Genomic DNA, 17,091 nt, shown 5'->3' on the forward strand with positions numbered 1-17,091 from the left:
ATATTTTGTATGGAGTCGATGGAAATCTTAGAGAATCTACTTGTGAAAAGATTGAAAACAACCTTTCATTTTAAAATAACACATCGGTTTTATCTGTCACAAGGAGTCGTGGGCATCGGAAGCGGCGGATTCAGCCCTCATCACTTCTGCCTTAGCACAGGAGTTTGCCGGGAATCACCATACACGTGTACCTGAACAGGGTGTTTGAACATCCGTTGTGTGCTTCCTGCCAATAATCCTGTGAAATGGCTGCCCAATTTACCGTATCCTGGAGTACCCTGTTTTGACCATGCTCGTTGCCTGACCCAGTTGAGAACAGGAGATTTTTCATTAAAATCATAAAAGAAGGAAGGAGTCGCCCGATCCGTTTCACTCAATATAAAAGAGGAGGCATTCAAAGATTTTTGAAAAAATACATGGAGGTCATATCACATTTCAAGGTAGTGAGTGAAACCATGCTCTTCCCATACCGGGCGATCCGTTTGTACTTGTAAATTCTCACAGAAATGATGAATATCGAAAACCGGGTTCATGATATTATTATCTGTAGAGGAGTGATCGGATGCCAGTCATTGTCTATTCCAAACCCCATTGCATTGAGTGCAATGTATTAAAGCGATTTTTAAACGATTACAAGATCGAATATGAAGTAAGAGATTGCGGAGCCCACCCGGAGTATCTGGAAGAAGTGAAGCAAATGGGATTTCTCGGAGTCCCGGTTACGGTGGTGGGCGGCAAAGCCATCCAGGGATTGCAGCCGGACGCCATCTTGGAGGCGTTAAAAGAACATCCATCTTAATGCAAAGCCTGCCTTAAATTGGCAGGCTTTTTTTATTTGTCCGGAGAAGGAAAACATATCTCTTTGTCAAATTTATAACTTTAGTAAAAATGAAAGGGGGAATCTGTTGAGAATTAAGTAAATATTTTCATCAATCCTTCTGTGATAATTTTCGAAAAAATCAAGTATCAAGGGGGTTTAACTGTGAGCCTGTGGAGAAAGAAGAGTATCGACGCACTCATTGCCAGCAGCCAACAAGGTCGAACACTTAAAAAAGAACTGAGCGCTCTGGATCTCACTTTTCTCGGAATCGGTGCGATTATCGGGACGGGGATTTTCGTTCTCACCGGTGTGGGTGCTTTAAAAGCCGGGCCGGGATTAATTCTTTCTTTTATCATCGCTGGATTGGCCTGTGCCTTCGCCGCCTTCACCTATGCGGAATTCGCCTCGCTCGTGCCGGTATCGGGGTCTGTTTACACTTACAGCTACGCGACTCTGGGTGAATTTGTCGCCTGGATTATCGGTTGGGATTTGATGCTGGAATATATACTGGCTGTAAGTGCGGTTTCCGTCGGGTGGTCCGGCTATTTCACCTCTTTCCTCGAGGGAGTCGGCATTACCATCCCAGCCGCGTTGACCGGCGCGCCGGGAGCAGGAGGCGTATTTAACTTACCTGCATTTCTGATTGTTCTGGTTATTACATTCTTGCTCTCCATCGGTGTGAAAGAATCCAAGTGGGTCAACAACGTCATGGTGGTTTTAAAACTCGTTGTTGTAGCGCTCGTAATTATTGCCGGCGTTTTCTATGTAAAACCTGAAAACTGGACACCGTTTATGCCAATGGGATTTGGAGGAGTCAGTGCGGCTGCAGCGATCGTGTTCTTTGCGTATTTAGGTTTTGATGCGGTCAGCACCGCTGCGGAAGAAACCCGTGATCCAGGCCGCGATCTGCCGAAAGGGATTCTGTGGTCTTTGGGAGTTTGTACCCTGCTCTATGTGATCGTATCTGCAATTGTCGTGGGCATTGTACCGTATCAACAATTTGAAGATCATCAAAGTGCTCCCGTCGCTTATGCCCTGAAAGTCGCCGGCCAGGACTGGGCTGCCGGGATTATCAGCGTGGGAGCCGTTGTCGGGATGATCACGGTGATGCTCGTGATGCTGTACGGGCAAACGCGGATCGGTTTCGCCATGTCCAGAGACGGATTGTTGCCCAAATGGATGTCCAGTGTGCATGAAAAATATCGCACTCCGTTTGGTTCCACCTGGTTTTACGGGTTGTTTTGCGCTTTCCTGGGGGCGTTGGTCCCGCTGGATAAGTTGGCTGAACTGGTCAATATGGGAACGATGGCTGCGTTTGTATTAATCTCGGTGGCGGTGATTGTCCTCCGCAGAACCCAGCCGGATCTGCCGCGCAAGTTCCGTTGCCCATGGGTACCGGTTATTCCTGGTCTGGCCATCATCTTCTGCCTGTATCTCATGTTGCAGTTGCCGGGTGACACCTGGGTCCGCTTCGGCATCTGGTTGCTGATCGGTCTGGTTGTTTACTTCACTTATTCGAGAAAGCATTCCAACTTAAATTCTGCCTCAGAAGCAGGAAAAGCAAGCTAAGTATGGCATGAATCAGAGAGTTGTTGTTCATCAACAACTCTCTTTTTATTGCAGAAGTACCCGTGCTGAGCCCGGCCTGCCCTTTCCTTTTATCCCGGTGCTGTACGTGACCAAATTATCGCGTGATCAGTCCACCCCCTGCATGGCGGTTTTGCTGCTCGTTTGTTTTCGCTTCTGTTTCATTTCTTTGCGCTTTTGATAGGCTTCGCGTTCCCATTTTTTCAGAAACGGATAGGGATCGTAAGAGAAAGTATTGCGTCCGTTAAATTTGTAAATGCCGTAGTGCAAATGGGGAGGGAACTTGCCGGCGGTACCCGGGGGACCGTAACCGGAAGAGCCGACCGATCCGATCACTTCTCCCGGTTTTACGATGTCACCCTTTTTCAATCCCTTGCGAAAGCCGTTTAAATGGGCAAAGTAGTGATAGTTATTGTTGGTGTCCCGAATTCCGATCCGCCAGCCTCCAAACGGGTTCCAACCGATCAGCTCCACATATCCGTAGCAAGTGCTGAGCACTGGTGTTCCGTATCCGGCAAAGATGTCGGCTCCTTCATGAATGCGCGGGCCGCCCCAACCGCGTCGGGCTCCCCAAGAGTTATGGTATGTGTAGTTGTATTGCAAAGGGATGGGGAAAGCGCGTTCCTGGAGGTCAATGGTTTGAAACTTATCAAAAACTCTCGCGATGTGTGTGATTACATCGACGGCTGTGGGATGTTGGTAATATTTCCAGATTCGTTCACGGACATCGGTTTCCGAGAGCCCGTTTTGCGTCAGATAACAGGCGATGGAATAAAGAACATCCGCATCATCGGTCGGATCTGCTTTCCCGTCTCCATTGGCATCTCGTCCAATTCCCTGAAAAAATTGAATCGAAACGGGTATCTGGTCATCCGGATCCGGATTGGCAAGTCCGGCCCACACATGGGAAGGAACCCGGATGGAAACCACTCCTTTGGGTTTGGGGGCAGAAGACATCCGTATGTTCCGTTCATATTGATCCATGGCAGCCAGATAAGTCCATGGGACACCCGTCAGTGTTTGCATGGTTTCATACAGGTATTGTCTCAGCGTTTCAGGCGCTAACGGTTGGGCCTGAGACGCTTGGCAGGGGTATGTAAACATGAACAGTGAAGAGATGATGATCATCCAACAACCCAGTTTTTTTCCCATTCCCATCACCAAATTTCCTGAACATCTGTCATTTTTTGTTATTATGCCGAATGGATGGGAAAAGTATTTTGGAAATTACAGGAATAAAAATAAGGACTGCCGTCACAGCAGTCCTTATTTTTGGTTTTTCAATTGGTTGATATAACCGTTTAATTGGTCAAGCATCAAGTTGGCCGCTTTTACACCGCCGGCGGTATTCCAGATGACATCATCCACTTTGAAAGCGCGGTTGTTTTTCACGGCATTCAGGTTTTTCCACAGCGGATCTTGTGTCCACTCTTGTTCTTGTTTGTTTCCTTTATTGTCGCCTTGGTCATAGGTGAAGTAGAACAGAATGTCTCCGTCCATCTCCGGGATGCGTTCTCTGGTAATTTCGATGGCAAAATCGTTTTTGTTCTGAATTTCCGGCCGGGCAAATCCCACATCTTTGAGGATCACGCCGGAGAAGCTGTCCAATTGATAGATTCTGGTTTTACCCGCCATAAACCGAACCATGGATACTTTTTGTTTTAAGAGATCACCGGCGTTTTTCCGTACTTCCTCCACTTTTTGCTGATAAGCGGCCAGTACTTTTTCTCCTTCGGCTTCTTTATTGAGAGCTTTGGCATACAACTTGAAGTTGATTTTCCAATCCCCGCGCAATTCATCCGCAAAAACGGTTGGTGCGATGGCGGACAACTGGTTGTATATTTTTTCCTGGCGCATTTTGTTGCCGATAATCAAGTCAGGCTTTAAGCTGGAGATCGTTTCCAGACTGGGCTGGTGTTCGATTCCGACTTCTTTCACGCCCTGGAGATCTTGTTCCAAGTGTTTGTACCAGGGGTTTCCGGTAAATGCCTTCACAGCTCCGACCGGTTTGACGCCCAGAGCGAGGGCGGCTTCAACGCCTTCATTGGTCAGAACAACGACCCGTTTCGGATGTTCGGGAACTTGCGTTTTGCCCATGGCATGTTCGATGGTCCGGGTTTTTCCTGTTTGTTCCGAAGATTGGGAGGCGGACGGTTGGCTGCATCCGACTGCGGCCAATGCAAACACAGTGAATAGGCATAACAAGGAGATGAGTTTCTTCTTCATTATGTAGTTCCTCCGTATCAAATTGATAATGATTATCATTCCATTACAAATATATGGGACAGGGCTGAAAAAGTCAACTCTTTTTTGATAATGATTTTCAAAATCGTTGACACCTCTGAGGGCATCGCATAGACTGAAGTTGGTTTTAAACGGAACGGAAAGAAGGAAAGGTGACATCATTGAATTCAGTATTAAGGAACAGATCGCAGAAGTGGTTGGGCTTGTTAGCCGGCATCATCATTGTTGTTTTATTCGCCGGGATCAGCATCAGTGTCGGTGTGACCAAGATCCCGCTCAGCAAAGTGGTCGAATCCTTTATGGAATATAACGGTTCCAATGAACACCTGATTATCCGGACGACCCGTGTCCCGCGAGCTTTGATCGCAGTGGTTGTCGGGGCCAGCCTGAGTATCGCCGGAGCGGTGATGCAGGCCTTAACGCGGAATCCTTTGGCTTCCCCGGCTACGCTTGGCGTCAATGCGGGTGCGAGTCTGTTTATCGTGTCAGCGGTCTCCTTTTTCTCCATCACTTCATTAACTTCATTAATGGCGATTGGATTTGCGGGAGCCGCCGTTGCCTCCTTCACGGTGTACTTTTTGGGATCTGTCGGCAGGGAAGGGTTGACTCCCATTAAATTAACGTTGGCCGGTGCTGCGATCGCGGCATTGTTTTCCTCCCTTACTCAGGGTTTGTTGGTGATGAATGAAAAAGGTTTGGATGAGGTGATGTTCTGGCTGACAGGTTCAGTGGAAGGACGGAAACTGGAGATGGTCCAGCCTGTTTTTCCTTATGTCATGTTCGGATGGGTACTGGCTCTATTGCTGGCCGGAAAAATCAATGTGTTGACGATGGGGGAAGATGTGGCGAAGGGATTGGGCCAGCGGACGGGATGGACGAAGCTGATGGGGGCACTTGTGGTCATTTTGCTCGCCGGAGGCTCGGTAGCCATCGCCGGGCCGATTGTCTTTGTCGGTCTGGTGGTTCCGCATGTGGCCCGGACACTGGTGGGGATTGACCACCGGTGGCTGTTGCCGTATTGCGGTGTGTTGGGAGCGCTGTTCCTGTTGGCGGCGGATATCGGAGGCCGCTTTATCATGAATGAACAGGAAATTCCGGTTGGGGTGATGACCGCCATCATCGGAACTCCATTCTTCATCTATATCGCGCGTAGAAAGGTGAGCGAACGAGCATGAAGAGGTTTATGCCCATCCGTATAGGCGGGGACCGGTTCAGTTTTCTGATGGATAAAAAAGCTGCCGGGGTGATCGGTCTGTTGAGCCTGGCTGTTTTTGCCGCCGTGGTGATCAGTGTCGGAGTGGGGGAAGTTTATATTGCTCCGCTTGATGTCATCAAGGTCTTTTTGGGGACGGGTTCTCCGTCGGACGCTCTGGTTGTGAATACGTTTCGCCTTCCCCGGATCTGCATCGCCTTTCTATCCGGTGCGGCTCTCGCGGTTTCCGGGGCTCTTTTGCAAGCAGTTGTGCGCAATCCGCTGGCCTCTCCCGATATCATCGGGATTACGGGCGGGGCATCGGTGGCGGCCGTGTCTGTCATCACTTTTTTCGCTGACAGCACCACATCTTTATCGGTAAGCATTCACTGGGTTCCTGCGGCCGCTTTTCTGGGAGCCACCGTTATTGCGATACTGATCTATCTTTTTTCATGGAAAGACGGTGTTTCTCCCTTCCGGCTGGTGTTGATCGGGATTGGCTTCTATACAGCCACCCAGGCGGCCGTCAACTTGATCATTTTACTGGGTCCCGTTTTTCGTGCCGTTGAGTCGAAAACGTGGCTGACGGGAAGCGTGTATGGAAGTACATGGGAGCAGGTGTTGACGCTCCTTCCCTGGGTCGGGATCTTAATTCCCCTGTCCATTCTGCTCGGACGCCATGTCAATGTTCAGCAGTTCGGCGATTCATTGGCGACAGGACTTGGAAACCCGGTACAAAAGCACAGGATGATGCTGTTGTTCATCAGCACCGGACTGGCCGGTTCAGCGATCGCCTTTGCCGGAGGAATTGGTTTCGTCGGACTGATCGCCCCCCATGCGGCCAGAAGATTGGTTGGCGCTTCATTTGGAGCCCTGCTTCCGGCATCCGCTCTTTTAGGAGCGCTGTTTGTGATGCTGGCCGATCTGGCGGGGAGAACGGTAATGGCCCCGACTGAAATCCCGGCGGGTGTATTTACGGCTGTCATCGGGGCCCCGTATTTTATCTATCTTTTGTTCCGCAGCCGGATGTGAGTGAGCGAATCCGAAAGAGCGCGTTCGGCTCGATGAATGGACAAATGAGGGTAGGGCTGCCGTTTTTGTGGTAATATAAACAGGGAATGAAAGGGGCATTGTCGGAAAAACGGGACAGAGCTGTCCTAAATCTGTGATACAGGAGGAATGATTGTGGCGACAGAGCGCACAAATGGGACCAGAGAGCGCAAGCCTGAATGGCTCAAGGTCCGGCTGACCACCAACGAAAACTATCAGGAACTCAAAAAAATGATGCGCAGCAAGACGTTACACACGGTCTGTGAAGAAGCGCGTTGTCCCAACATTTATGAGTGCTGGGCCAACCGGACGGCCACCTTTATGATTCTGGGGGATATTTGCACGCGGGCCTGCCGGTTTTGTGCGGTAAAAACCGGATTGCCGACAGAACTGGATTGGGCGGAGCCGGAACGTGTGGCTGAAGCCGTGGAACAAATGGGTGTTCGCCATGCCGTGGTTACGTCTGTTGCCCGTGATGATCTCCAGGATGGAGGTGCAGCCATTTTTGCAGCCACCATTCGGGCGATCCGCAAACGCAATCCCTTTACCAGTGTGGAGGTCTTGATTCCCGACTTCATGGGTAACTGGGATGCGCTCAAAGTAGTCATGGATGCGAAACCCGATATCCTTAATCATAATATCGAAACGGTTCGCCGCCGCTCGGACCGCGTCCGTTCCAAGGCCAAATATGACCGATCCCTGGAGCTTTTGAAAAAGGCGAAAGAGTTTCAGCCGCAAATTCCGACGAAATCCAGCATCATGGTCGGGGTTGGAGAAACGTTTGATGAAGTGGTGGAAGCGATGCAGGATCTGCGTGCCCATGATGTCAACATCGTGACCATCGGTCAATACCTGCAACCGACCAAGAAGCATCTCAAAATTGAGCGTTACTATACACCGGATGAGTTTGCCAAGTTGAAAGAGATCGGTTTGGCCATGGGTTTCTCCCATGTGGAATCCGGGCCGCTGGTACGCAGTTCTTATCATGCTCATGAACAAGTGAAATCCGCCGAGCGGAATGAACAACAAAAAATGGCTCAATAAAAAAAGACGGCTTCTGCTGAGAGGCCGCCTTTTTTTTTGGAAATCAATCTTCATTCGGGTTTACTTGCCTGCGTTGTTGGGGATAAATGGATTCATTTACATCCGGTGGGGTTTCATCTCCCATTTTCCGGAGCAATTGTTCCAGATCGCCCCGCACCCCCTCCACATCCGAGGCTCCGTTTAACCTCATTCCGACGCGTTGGATCTGGGAATTGAGGTTCCGGTCCGTGGTCACGTGGACTTTAAAATAGCGGGGAGTAATGCTTTCAGCGGTCCGTTTTGCCTCTTTGACGGTTTTGGTGTCCATTTTTCCGTTTTTGGTGTTGACGCCTACAAAAACATGGTCATCAGTCACGAGTGCTGTGGCTTCCTTGACATTGGGCAATACGGTCACCATCTGGGCGATATGCCGTGCCAGCAGGGAGCGGTCTACAAAAACATTGGGCCCCGCCGCCCGTCCGTCTCCGGTTTTATAGTTTTCGGGAATATATTTAAAATATCCGATTTCGTTTTGTCCCCCGCCATAAGCCGATTCTTCACCGTTGATCACATCATTGCGCACCATGCCGAAGCGGGTGTCATTGTGATGTTCCCGGTAGAGAGGCTCCTGCGCTTCGCCGGGTTTTGCTGGCTCCGGGGAAGTACAGGCGGCTGTGGACAGGATGAACAAGAACACAAGAAAACCTGTGCAAATTCGTATCATCGCTTTCGGCACACCTCCTGATGTTAGCTTTGCCTTGTGCCCGCGACCTTACGCTTCCAGTTTTTTACCGGATAATTGATGGCAGATGGATGGGCGGACATTGTGGTAACATATAAGTGACAAACTCTGTAAAGGTTGATTTAAATGGATCGGATTTACATTCAAGGAAATGAATATGTAGTTTTGACAAATTATCGCAACGGATGGAATCCGGATGCTTTCAAAAAAAGGTATTGCGATATCTTAAATAAATACGATTACATCGTCGGAGACTGGGGGTATGGCCAGTTAAGGTTAAAAGGTTTCTTTTCCGATGATCATGCCCGGGCCACGCCGGAGACAAAAATCAGTTATTTGCAGGAATACTTAAATGAATATTGTAATTTTGGCTGCGCTTACTTCGTTTTGAAGCGCGTATAAAGAACACAAAAAAGGCCTGTTCCCTCCGGAAGCGGGAGAACAAGGCCTCTTTATTATATTACCTGCTATTTGGTTTCCTCGTCGTCATCATGGGTAGGGTGGCTTCCCGGGCTTACCCGGGGCAATCCTTCATGAAATTCGCGCATCTCATACGTAAAATTCGAAGTCATATGTTGACCGGGACGCCAAGGGGATGATTTCCCCAATTTTTTTTCATGCGTGGCCGCTTCGTAGGGGCCTTCGGGAAATTCTTCGGGAATCAAATCGTTATGTAAGGATTTAACCGTAGAAAGTTCTTGATGCATCTCTTTGTTATTTTCCACCTTGATCACCCCTCATCCTTAACATGAGCGGTGAAAGGATTAATTATTCCTTCAGACAAGAGTGTACAGAAACTGTTTCAGCTCTGCCGCCTCCGCTTCCGACAGTTGAAAGGCATATTCCAAATAACCCGGTTCTTCCAAGTCATCCGGGCCGATGATGGCGAAGCGGTTGGATTGTATATTGAGGACGAGTAATTTTCCATAAAAGCGGTCGGTGAGAGTGATCGCCAAATCGAAGCGGTTGGTCTCCCCCATAAAGCTGACATATCGGGTACGGGTATTTTCGGTTTCATCATATAAAAACATCCACTCTTTGTTTGTCATCTTACTAGCCCCTTCATGTTCATTTCTACATCATTATACATGACAAACACCCGTCCCGAAACAGAACCCGGAGCATGGAGGTGGCTTCGGATGCGAAATGAACACCGCTTCCATTCTGACCCGCAGGTCTGGTCATTCGCCTGTCGTGCATCGCTTCCCACATGCAATCAGTTCTAGAACATGCCAAAAAAGCGGGTTTTCTTTTGCCTGCGCGGAAGGAGTCCCTGTTCGCTGGTGGCCGAAGTCAGGCGTTGCGTGAAGTTGACATTTCTCAGTTCGATTCTGAGCTGATCTTGTTTTTTGCGTATTTCATCAAACATTTGCTGCACCTCATTGGAGGAGACAGCGTCGTAGCTGACAGCCACCAGTTTTTGCTCCATATCTTCAAGCGTATCAAATAATCCATACATATGATCTTCCAACCGCTCCATGCGATCAAAGAGATCTTCCATCATTTCCCCGAAGTTTTCCATTGTTTCCATCAGATGATTTAATGTTTGCTCTGTTTCTGCCTTGGTTTCATTTTCTGCATGGGGATAATGACGGTCGGTTCCAATTTTTCCTTCCCGCAGGAGGTCATCCTTTACCTGCTTCATGGACTTGTGGGGTTCCTGCAGGCGGTTTTTTATTTCCGCCAATCTGAGCAAACTCTCTTCCGTCAGTACATAATGGCCTCTTTCGTTCCAGTCAGGACAAATGTATTCTTCAAAAGTATCGATCCACTTTCGAATGGTCCGCGCATGAACTTGGAGGCGTTCGGCGGCTTCGCGCGTGGTGATGTAGGCCGCTTTACTCATATTGGATCGTCCTCCTAAATACTGGTTTTTTATAGGATTTCGCGAAATTTGCATTGATTCCTTCTTTCATGCCAAAGGAAGTCAACGGTTGACAAAATTAGAGAAAAAAACAAACAATGGAACAGAAAAATACCCTCCCGAACAAGCCGGTTCGGGAGGGTAAGCAGATCAAGCATAGGGAAACTGCGTGCGATAGTTCGCAAATTGTTCCGCTTTTTTGCTGACTTGAATGGCATCGGCCGTGTCGAGTTTGTACCATCCTTTTTGATGCATCAGGTTATACAAATTTCGCTGGGCCTGGTGCACTTCATTGAGCAGCCGGAGTTGGGTCTGAAACAAGGGCTCTGTGCTCGCTTCATTCACCGCCGTGTTGTAGCCGTTGGCCAGGTATTTTTCCATGGCCAGCACATCGTTGATGAGATCCCGGTCATTCATTTCCGGCCCTTTGACCTGGGGCAAACCGGGTGACGGCTGAGTTCCCGCCGTTTGCTGCGGCGGCTGGGGCTGGTTGCCGCCTGCCTGTGGTTGGTTCATACCGGCTGTGGCGCCGGCGGCCGATTGAAGCTGTGACAACAGCGTTTCATAATGCTGCTGGTGCATTTGTCCCGTTTGATTGATCAGTTGCCGAATCTGCGGGTCCTGGCACTCTCCGGCATAATGATGGCATTTCTTCATCGCCAGCAGTTCCCAGGAGAGCTCATCGGTGAGATAATTGAGATCTTTGGTAGAAATGAGCATGAAAGTCCCCCTTCTTGGATGGATTCTTCACATAATTTCTGCCTGCGGAAGGGGAGTTATACGTCTTTTTTTTGCAAGACCTTGCGGACGGCCATGTAAATCGGAACACCCAATGCGCCCAGCAAAACGAGGATGGGAACAGCCCCGGCCATAAAGATCAGAAAGCGTTCCCCGGCCACACCTAAACCGGTCAGGCTGGCTGAAAAGGAATCGGCCATTTGTTTCGCCAGCGGTTGTTCTGCCGAAGACGGTGAAACAAAAAGCTGGGTGATCTCCACATGGACAGTGGAAAAATCCACTTTATTATTTAAATATTGCAGTCTTCCCTTTATTTGTTCGATTTCTGCCTGCGTCTGATCCAGTTGTCTGGAAATATCCAGAAGATCATCTGTTTTCGTGGCCTTATTCATCAAATCCAACAGCCGTTTTTCCATCGCCTGTTTCGCTTTCAGACGAGATTCCAAATCGACCAGCTCTTCGGTCACATCTGTACCTTGAATGTTGATTTCCGGACTGGACGTATCCAGCTTTTGGATTCCTTTGAGAAAGGGATCAAATTCGGCTTGCGGAACGCGGAAGGTGAAATTTCCGCGCTGGTATTGGTTCGTTTTTGATTCCGAACTGTTCACCAGATACCCTTGGTGCTTGGCGACCAGTTGCTCCAATTGGGTACGGATCTCTTTATAATCTTTTACGGTTAACTTCACGTTGGCGGTATAAATCACTTTTTTGTTCATTTCCGCTGACGGCAACGAGAGCCGGCTCCTGGCATCGTTCGCCTTGGCCTCCGTTGCCATTTCCCCGGTCGCACGGTCTCCGCTGCTCCCGGCCATCATTTTATCCGTCACTTTTGCCGTCTTGGAATGAAAGTGTTCGGGAGCCTGCTCTTGTGAGCTGCACCCCCAAAGCAGAAGGCTCAAGTTGAAAAGTACAACGAGAGAGAATAACCTTGGTTTATAATAGTTCATATAGCAACCCCCTGAGATGTTTTCCACAATCTGTTGACGCAAAACTACGAAGGAAAGTTGCGGGGTTGGATCAAAGCCGGAGGGACATCAAGATGGTATACGATGTGAATGTGAAGAGAATTAACAGCCAGTTAACATATCTCGGCCGATGTGCTGATGTGATAGAGAGGACGGCTCTTAAAAGCGGGGAGCCAGTCCCCAGATTTGCATTGGAAAGAGCGCTGCATCTCGCGGTTGAGTGCATGATCGATGTGGGCAGCGTGATGATTGACGGGTTTGTCATGCGCGATCCGGGCGGCTATCTGGACATTGTCGACATTCTGGAAGATGAACAAGTCATCTCTTCCGAGCTGGCTGTGAAGATGAAAGAACTTGTCCATCTTCGTGAGAGACTGGTTCGTTACTATGACGACCTTTCAGAAGACGAGATTCGTCCTTATGCCGGTGAAACCGGAGTCTATCGTGCGTTTGCTGACCAGGTGAGGAAATATCTTCAACGGGAATTGGGAGAAGAATCGGTCGAATAAACGGGTATAGAAAAGAAAGGATCTTTTACTGAAACCAAAAAGAAAGGAAGGTGAGAAGGATGAATGAAACGGGTTCCACGAGGAAACAGATTCTGTTGATGCTCAAAACCAACGGCCCCCTGACGGTAAGTGAAATGGCGGAACAGCTCGGAGTGACGGAAATGGCTGTGCGCCGCCATCTCAATACGTTGGAGCGGGACGGGCTGATCGGTTCCAAATTGCTCCGGCAGGCGATGGGACGGCCTACCAGCCAATATTTTTTAACCGACAAATCGGAAGATTATTTCCCCAAGAGTTATCACACGTTTACATTAGATCTGTTAAACGACCTCGAACAGAGTCACGGATCATCCATCATCAACCAGTTGTTTAATAGCCGGGAAAAACGAATGACGGAAACGTACCGGCCGGAATTTGAAGGCAAAGATCTTCGGGAGCGGGTGAAGACGCTGGCTGAACTGCAAGATGCAAAAGGATATATGGTGGAATGGGAAGAGCTGGAAGACGGCAGTTTTAAGCTGATCGAATTTAATTGCCCCATTTCCAGGGTCGCCCACCGGTACAATCAAGCCTGCTCCTGTGAGATCAACTGGTTTCAAAACCTGCTGGATGCCGAGGTGGAGCGTACCGAATGCAAAGCCAAAGGCGGACAAAATTGCGTTTACTATATTCGGGCCAAGAATGAGGTACGGCAAAAGCTGTGATACAATCAGGGAATCAGGGATGGAGTGCCGCCTGATGTTCTTACGGGAGGGAATCGGATGCCGCAATGGTATGAAGAAAGTTTTGGAGAAGATTATGTACTCGTATATAAACATCGCAGCCGCGAAAATGCTTCGAGAGAAGTGAACCAAATCATTGAATGGCTTGGCCTTTCCGAACGGGATCTCATTTTGGATCTGTGTTGCGGGACGGGACGCCATACCATCTCCCTGGCCGGCAGGGGATTCCGCGTTGTCGGCTTGGATCTGTCGAAAACCCTCCTTACCCGTGCGGTATCAGATGCGGAAGGACTTGCCGTTCCGTTTGTGCACGGGGATATGCGGAAGCTGCCGTTTATGGACGGCTCGTTTGATGCAGTGGTCAATTTATTTACTTCTTTTGGTTATTTCGCAAAAGATGAAGAAAATGAACAGGTGCTGCGGGAGATCGCCAGGGTTCTGAGACGGGGCGGTCGTGTGCTCATCGACTATATGAACCGGGAAGCGGTAAAGGAAAAGTTGGTTCCGGAGAGTGTTCGGGAGGAACAGGGGGCGCGCATTCTTGAGAAAAGGCAAATCGACGGAGATTTTGTGCGTAAACAAATCCGGGTGAAAGACGAAAGAGGGGAACGCACCTACCAAGAATGTGTCAAAATGTACACGCATGAGCAAATGGCCGCAATGATGGAGAAAGCCGGACTTATCATCGATCATACGTATGGCAATTTTCGCGGGGAGCCTTACCATATGCTGAGTGAGCGAATGATCTTGGTGGGTCGTGTGGAAAAATGAAAAGATACAGAGGATATTTAATTGATCTGGATGGGACGCTGTTTCGCGGGACGGAGCTGATCCCCGGCGCGCTGTCGTTTATCGAAAAATTGGCCGGTGCAAACATTCCCTTTCTCTATCTGACCAACAATTCTTCCAGACCGCCGGAACAGGTGGCGGAGAAGCTCAGAGGGTTTGGTTTCCCGGCTGAGCCCGATCAGGTCTATACATCGGCCCTGGCCACCGCCCAGTATTTGAAGGAAGAGATGGATTCCCCTTCTGTCTTCGTCATCGGTGAAGAAGGGCTGAAGCGGGCCATTCGTGAAGCGGGAATTTGTATCAACGAAGAGCAGCCGGAAGCGGTGGTCGTGGGGATCGACCGGCAGTTTACCTATGAAAAGATGAAACGAGCGTGCCTCGCGATCCGAAACGGTGCAACATTGATCGGCACCAATGCGGACCGGGCTCTACCGACAGAAGAGGGGCTTTTGCCCGGCAGCGGTTCGCTCTCGATCGGGATCGCCGCAGCTTCGGGTGTAGAACCTCTGTTTATCGGAAAACCTGAACCGATCATCATGAAATATGCGCTGGAAAAACTGGGAACATCTCCTGAAGAAACACTCGTGGTAGGCGATAATCTGGAAACCGACATCCTGGCCGGAATCCGTGGTGGTATGGATACCCTCCTTGTTTTCAGCGGGATCACGACGCACGAAATGGCCAATAAATCCCGGATTCGCGCTACTTATTATCTGGACAGCCTAAGAGACTGGAGCATCTGAGAGGAGAATCAAACATGAACCGCTGGGAAGATATCGTACAAGTTCCGTTGCCGTTGCCCTTTGCCCTGAAGATCATCCATGCCTATTTGATCAAAGGCGAGCAGGGGTACACCATTATCGATACCGGGCTCCATACGGAAGAAGATCTTTCAACGTGGAAACAGGCTCAGAAAGAAGTGGGGTGGAGTTGGCAGGATGTTGAAAAAATCGTGCTGACCCATTATCATCCCGACCACTACGGCTTGGCAGGCAAGCTGCAACAGTTAACGGGGGCTCCCGTTTATATGTCCGAAACCGATTATCAGCAGGCCAAACTGTTTCTGGACCGAGAGAGCGATATGCCTGAAATCATGGCTGATTTTTATCGCAAGCACGGGATGGGTGAAGAACGGGCCAGCCAGATTCCCGGCCATCTGCGCAGCTTTTGCCGCTGGGTAGAGCCGCATCCCGAGCCGACTTTTATCAAGGATGGAACTTCCATCCGGCTGGGGGACCGCGACTATGTGATTTACCATACACCGGGACATGCTGACGGCCATCTCAGCTTCTTCGATCCGGAGCGAGGCTGGCTGATCGGCGGGGATTTCCTCCTGCCCAAAATTTCCCCCAATATCAGTTTGTGGCCGAAGTGTAACCCGAATCCGCTGGGGACTTACCTCCAAACACTGACAGAAATGAAGAGCCTGCCGGTCAAAAAGGTGTTCCCTTCCCATGGCCCTGTCTTTGACCATTATGTCGAACGCATCGGGCAATTACAGCAACATCATGCCGAACGCCTGCAAAAAATGGAAGATTTTTTGATCCAAACGGGCGGAGCGACAGCTTTTGAGGTATGCACGTATCTGTTTGGAGCCGACTTATCGATTCATAACCTTCGCTTTGCCATGGCGGAAACCCTGGCGCATCTGGAGTATCTGCGTCTGGCTGATGAAATCACCAGGCTGGAGAAAGAGAATCGGTACATTTACTCTGTTGTTTGACCCTATTTCGAAAGTATGAAAGACCTGAGCTGCTCAGGTCTTTTCTTTCGCCTGCTTCATGATACGAAAATTGCAGGATGCACCTTTTCATCCAAGGTAGTGGACTTTAGGCTGTGGGGTTTTCTTTGAAAGTGTGCTGTGTAGAAAGCATGTTTCTGTGATTGTGCTTCCGGGCGGTCGGCCGTGTTGGACCCGTGCTTGTGAGGCCGTCGAGGAAGTAAAAGCCGGCCGCCCGGCCTACTCACTACGGGCGCAGATTTTCCATCCGGTCAGGGAACAAGAAGTGGTGACAGTCTGAGACGAAAGGGTGAAATAAATGTCGGAGAGAAGGGTAGCCCTCCTGACAGGGAGTTCGGGAGGTTTGGGAAAAATGGCGGCCATCTACCTGGCTGAACAAAAGTGGAACGTCGCGTTAAACGGTCGCCGTTCGGATGAAAGTGTGGAACAATTGGTGACCCGTTTGCGCCAATACGGCGGGGAAGCCCACTTTTTTGCCGGGGATGTCAGCTGCCGGGAGCAGGCGGTTCGCGTTGTCCGCAATGTGACTGAGCAGTTGGGGCGGATCGATTTGCTCGTGCATGCGGTGGGTCCGTTTATCCGTGAACGCAAATGGTTTGTGGACCATTCCCCGGAAGAAATTGAACAGATGATTTCGGGCAATTTGCTCAGTGCCATGTGGATGGCTCATGCGGTTTTACCCAAGATGAGAGAACAAAAGTGGGGTCGTATCATCTTCTTTGGATTTGGCCGGGCGGGCGAAGCTCCTGCTTGGCCGGACCGCTCAGTGTATGCCGCTGCCAAAACCGGACTGGTTTCATTTACCAAGACGTTGGCGGTGGAAGAAGCGCCCTACGGGATTACGGTCAACATGATTTGTCCGGGAGATATTGTCGGCGAGAAAAAAGAGATGCGCAGATCCGAAGTGGCTGGTCTGGAGGATCCTGAAACCCCGCGCGGACGACCCGGTTCGGGGGAAGATGTGGCCAGGGTTATTCATTTTCTCGCTGCAGACGCTTCCGACTTTGTAACCGGCAATATGATTCATGTTACAGGGGGCCTGGATGTGATCCATCCGGTCTCCAAAAAGCATGCCCGTTCCCCTCTCTAGGCACATGCCTCT

General features: G+C 49.8%; 20 protein-coding genes. 12 read left to right on the forward strand and 8 right to left on the reverse strand.

Annotated elements, in window-relative coordinates; translation table 11 throughout:
• The first annotated feature begins 562 nt into the window (after window positions 1-562).
• A complete protein-coding gene (locus tag BMW55_RS14900; RefSeq protein ID WP_089971058.1) occupies window positions 563-799 on the forward strand; it encodes a glutaredoxin family protein in 237 nt (78 codons plus the stop codon).
• Between the two features lie 183 nt (window positions 800-982).
• Window positions 983-2,389 carry a branched-chain amino acid transporter BcaP gene (gene bcaP, locus BMW55_RS14905; protein WP_089971061.1) on the forward strand — a complete coding sequence of 469 codons (1,407 nt, stop codon included), beginning with the start codon at window positions 983-985 and terminating at the stop codon, window positions 2,387-2,389.
• Window positions 2,390-2,515: 126 nt separating this feature from the next.
• Here the strand turns inward: bcaP and BMW55_RS14910 are convergent, their stop codons facing one another.
• Both BMW55_RS14910 and BMW55_RS14915 read right to left on the reverse strand, forming a co-directional pair.
• A complete protein-coding gene (locus BMW55_RS14910) occupies window positions 2,516-3,565 on the reverse strand; it encodes a M23 family metallopeptidase (RefSeq protein ID WP_425283872.1) in 1,050 nt (349 codons plus the stop codon).
• A 108-nt stretch (window positions 3,566-3,673) separates the two neighbouring features.
• Entirely contained in the window at window positions 3,674-4,633 is a 960-nt protein-coding gene (locus tag BMW55_RS14915; protein WP_089971064.1) for an ABC transporter substrate-binding protein, read from the reverse strand.
• Window positions 4,634-4,812: 179 nt separating this feature from the next.
• Between BMW55_RS14915 and BMW55_RS14920 the strand changes: the two genes are divergently transcribed.
• The 3 genes from BMW55_RS14920 (at window position 4,813) to lipA (ending at window position 7,937) form a co-directional block, all read left to right on the forward strand.
• Window positions 4,813-5,826 carry a FecCD family ABC transporter permease gene (locus tag BMW55_RS14920; RefSeq protein ID WP_089971068.1) on the forward strand — a complete coding sequence of 338 codons (1,014 nt, stop codon included), beginning with the start codon at window positions 4,813-4,815 and terminating at the stop codon, window positions 5,824-5,826.
• On the forward strand, window positions 5,823-6,875 hold the full coding sequence (locus tag BMW55_RS14925; protein ID WP_089971071.1) for a FecCD family ABC transporter permease: 1,053 nt from the start codon (window positions 5,823-5,825) through the stop codon (window positions 6,873-6,875). Before BMW55_RS14920 ends, BMW55_RS14925 begins: the two co-directional genes overlap by 4 nt.
• 153 nt (window positions 6,876-7,028) lie before the next feature.
• A complete protein-coding gene (gene lipA / locus BMW55_RS14930) occupies window positions 7,029-7,937 on the forward strand; it encodes a lipoyl synthase (RefSeq protein ID WP_244527584.1) in 909 nt (302 codons plus the stop codon).
• Window positions 7,938-7,980: 43 nt separating this feature from the next.
• Here the strand turns inward: lipA and BMW55_RS14935 are convergent, their stop codons facing one another.
• Window positions 7,981-8,652, reverse strand: a complete 672-nt coding sequence (locus tag BMW55_RS14935; protein ID WP_170839964.1) for a YhcN/YlaJ family sporulation lipoprotein — start codon at window positions 8,650-8,652, stop codon at window positions 7,981-7,983.
• Window positions 8,653-8,784: 132 nt separating this feature from the next.
• Between BMW55_RS14935 and BMW55_RS14940 the strand changes: the two genes are divergently transcribed.
• Complete coding sequence (locus tag BMW55_RS14940) at window positions 8,785-9,060, forward strand: YutD family protein (RefSeq protein WP_089971080.1); 276 nt, start codon at window positions 8,785-8,787, stop codon at window positions 9,058-9,060.
• Between the two features lie 65 nt (window positions 9,061-9,125).
• Here BMW55_RS14940 and BMW55_RS14945 read toward each other — a convergent pair whose 3' ends face one another.
• The 5 genes from BMW55_RS14945 to BMW55_RS14965 form a co-directional block, all read right to left on the reverse strand.
• On the reverse strand, window positions 9,126-9,383 hold the full coding sequence (locus BMW55_RS14945) for a hypothetical protein (RefSeq protein WP_342027763.1): 258 nt from the start codon (window positions 9,381-9,383) through the stop codon (window positions 9,126-9,128).
• Between the two features lie 51 nt (window positions 9,384-9,434).
• On the reverse strand, window positions 9,435-9,707 hold the full coding sequence (locus BMW55_RS14950; protein ID WP_089971083.1) for a DUF3055 domain-containing protein: 273 nt from the start codon (window positions 9,705-9,707) through the stop codon (window positions 9,435-9,437).
• A gap of 173 nt (window positions 9,708-9,880) precedes the next feature.
• Window positions 9,881-10,504, reverse strand: a complete 624-nt coding sequence (locus tag BMW55_RS14955) for a MerR family transcriptional regulator (RefSeq protein ID WP_170839965.1) — start codon at window positions 10,502-10,504, stop codon at window positions 9,881-9,883.
• A 168-nt stretch (window positions 10,505-10,672) separates the two neighbouring features.
• Window positions 10,673-11,242 (reverse strand): spore coat protein, encoded by a 570-nt coding sequence (locus BMW55_RS19870; protein WP_342027764.1) that lies wholly within the window; start codon window positions 11,240-11,242, stop codon window positions 10,673-10,675.
• 56 nt (window positions 11,243-11,298) lie between these two features.
• Window positions 11,299-12,210, reverse strand: coding sequence for a DUF4349 domain-containing protein (locus BMW55_RS14965; RefSeq protein WP_089971090.1), 912 nt, complete (start codon window positions 12,208-12,210; stop codon window positions 11,299-11,301).
• A 92-nt stretch (window positions 12,211-12,302) separates the two neighbouring features.
• Here BMW55_RS14965 and BMW55_RS14970 point away from each other — a divergent pair, with 92 nt between their 5' ends.
• The 6 genes from BMW55_RS14970 (at window position 12,303) to BMW55_RS14995 (ending at window position 17,079) form a co-directional block, all read left to right on the forward strand.
• Window positions 12,303-12,737: a DUF86 domain-containing protein gene (locus tag BMW55_RS14970; RefSeq protein WP_089971093.1), complete on the forward strand. Its 435-nt coding sequence runs from the start codon at window positions 12,303-12,305 to the stop codon at window positions 12,735-12,737.
• Window positions 12,738-12,796: 59 nt separating this feature from the next.
• Window positions 12,797-13,441 carry a helix-turn-helix transcriptional regulator gene (locus tag BMW55_RS14975; RefSeq protein WP_089971097.1) on the forward strand — a complete coding sequence of 215 codons (645 nt, stop codon included), beginning with the start codon at window positions 12,797-12,799 and terminating at the stop codon, window positions 13,439-13,441.
• Window positions 13,442-13,498: 57 nt separating this feature from the next.
• Window positions 13,499-14,230 (forward strand): class I SAM-dependent methyltransferase, encoded by a 732-nt coding sequence (locus BMW55_RS14980; protein ID WP_089971102.1) that lies wholly within the window; start codon window positions 13,499-13,501, stop codon window positions 14,228-14,230.
• Complete coding sequence (locus tag BMW55_RS14985) at window positions 14,227-14,991, forward strand: TIGR01457 family HAD-type hydrolase (RefSeq protein WP_089971106.1); 765 nt, start codon at window positions 14,227-14,229, stop codon at window positions 14,989-14,991. Before BMW55_RS14980 ends, BMW55_RS14985 begins: the two co-directional genes overlap by 4 nt.
• Before the next feature lie 14 nt (window positions 14,992-15,005).
• Window positions 15,006-15,971, forward strand: coding sequence for an MBL fold metallo-hydrolase (locus tag BMW55_RS14990; RefSeq protein ID WP_089971110.1), 966 nt, complete (start codon window positions 15,006-15,008; stop codon window positions 15,969-15,971).
• Window positions 15,972-16,287: 316 nt separating this feature from the next.
• Window positions 16,288-17,079: an SDR family oxidoreductase gene (locus tag BMW55_RS14995; protein ID WP_089971113.1), complete on the forward strand. Its 792-nt coding sequence runs from the start codon at window positions 16,288-16,290 to the stop codon at window positions 17,077-17,079.
• Window positions 17,080-17,091 lie beyond the last annotated feature (12 nt).

Origin of the sequence: Lihuaxuella thermophila (assembly GCF_900110165.1) — a bacterium.
GTDB classification, from domain to species: domain Bacteria; phylum Bacillota; class Bacilli; order Thermoactinomycetales; family Thermoactinomycetaceae; genus Lihuaxuella; species Lihuaxuella thermophila.

Coding starts and splice junctions, on each gene's coding strand:
- BMW55_RS19870 (WP_342027764.1), bottom strand. CDS start 11,242: ATGCTCATTTCTACCAAAGATCTCAATTATCTCACCGATGAGCTCTCC.
- BMW55_RS14970 (WP_089971093.1), top strand. CDS start 12,303: ATGGTATACGATGTGAATGTGAAGAGAATTAACAGCCAGTTAACATAT.
- BMW55_RS14950 (WP_089971083.1), bottom strand. CDS start 9,707: ATGACAAACAAAGAGTGGATGTTTTTATATGATGAAACCGAAAATACC.
- BMW55_RS14925 (WP_089971071.1), top strand. CDS start 5,823: ATGAAGAGGTTTATGCCCATCCGTATAGGCGGGGACCGGTTCAGTTTT.
- BMW55_RS14910 (WP_425283872.1), bottom strand. CDS start 3,565: ATGGGAATGGGAAAAAAACTGGGTTGTTGGATGATCATCATCTCTTCA.
- BMW55_RS14900 (WP_089971058.1), top strand. CDS start 563: ATGCCAGTCATTGTCTATTCCAAACCCCATTGCATTGAGTGCAATGTA.
- BMW55_RS14915 (WP_089971064.1), bottom strand. CDS start 4,633: ATGAAGAAGAAACTCATCTCCTTGTTATGCCTATTCACTGTGTTTGCA.
- BMW55_RS14975 (WP_089971097.1), top strand. CDS start 12,797: ATGAATGAAACGGGTTCCACGAGGAAACAGATTCTGTTGATGCTCAAA.
- BMW55_RS14985 (WP_089971106.1), top strand. CDS start 14,227: ATGAAAAGATACAGAGGATATTTAATTGATCTGGATGGGACGCTGTTT.
- BMW55_RS14995 (WP_089971113.1), top strand. CDS start 16,288: ATGTCGGAGAGAAGGGTAGCCCTCCTGACAGGGAGTTCGGGAGGTTTG.
- BMW55_RS14990 (WP_089971110.1), top strand. CDS start 15,006: ATGAACCGCTGGGAAGATATCGTACAAGTTCCGTTGCCGTTGCCCTTT.
- BMW55_RS14940 (WP_089971080.1), top strand. CDS start 8,785: ATGGATCGGATTTACATTCAAGGAAATGAATATGTAGTTTTGACAAAT.
- BMW55_RS14980 (WP_089971102.1), top strand. CDS start 13,499: ATGCCGCAATGGTATGAAGAAAGTTTTGGAGAAGATTATGTACTCGTA.
- BMW55_RS14965 (WP_089971090.1), bottom strand. CDS start 12,210: ATGAACTATTATAAACCAAGGTTATTCTCTCTCGTTGTACTTTTCAAC.
- BMW55_RS14955 (WP_170839965.1), bottom strand. CDS start 10,504: ATGAGTAAAGCGGCCTACATCACCACGCGCGAAGCCGCCGAACGCCTC.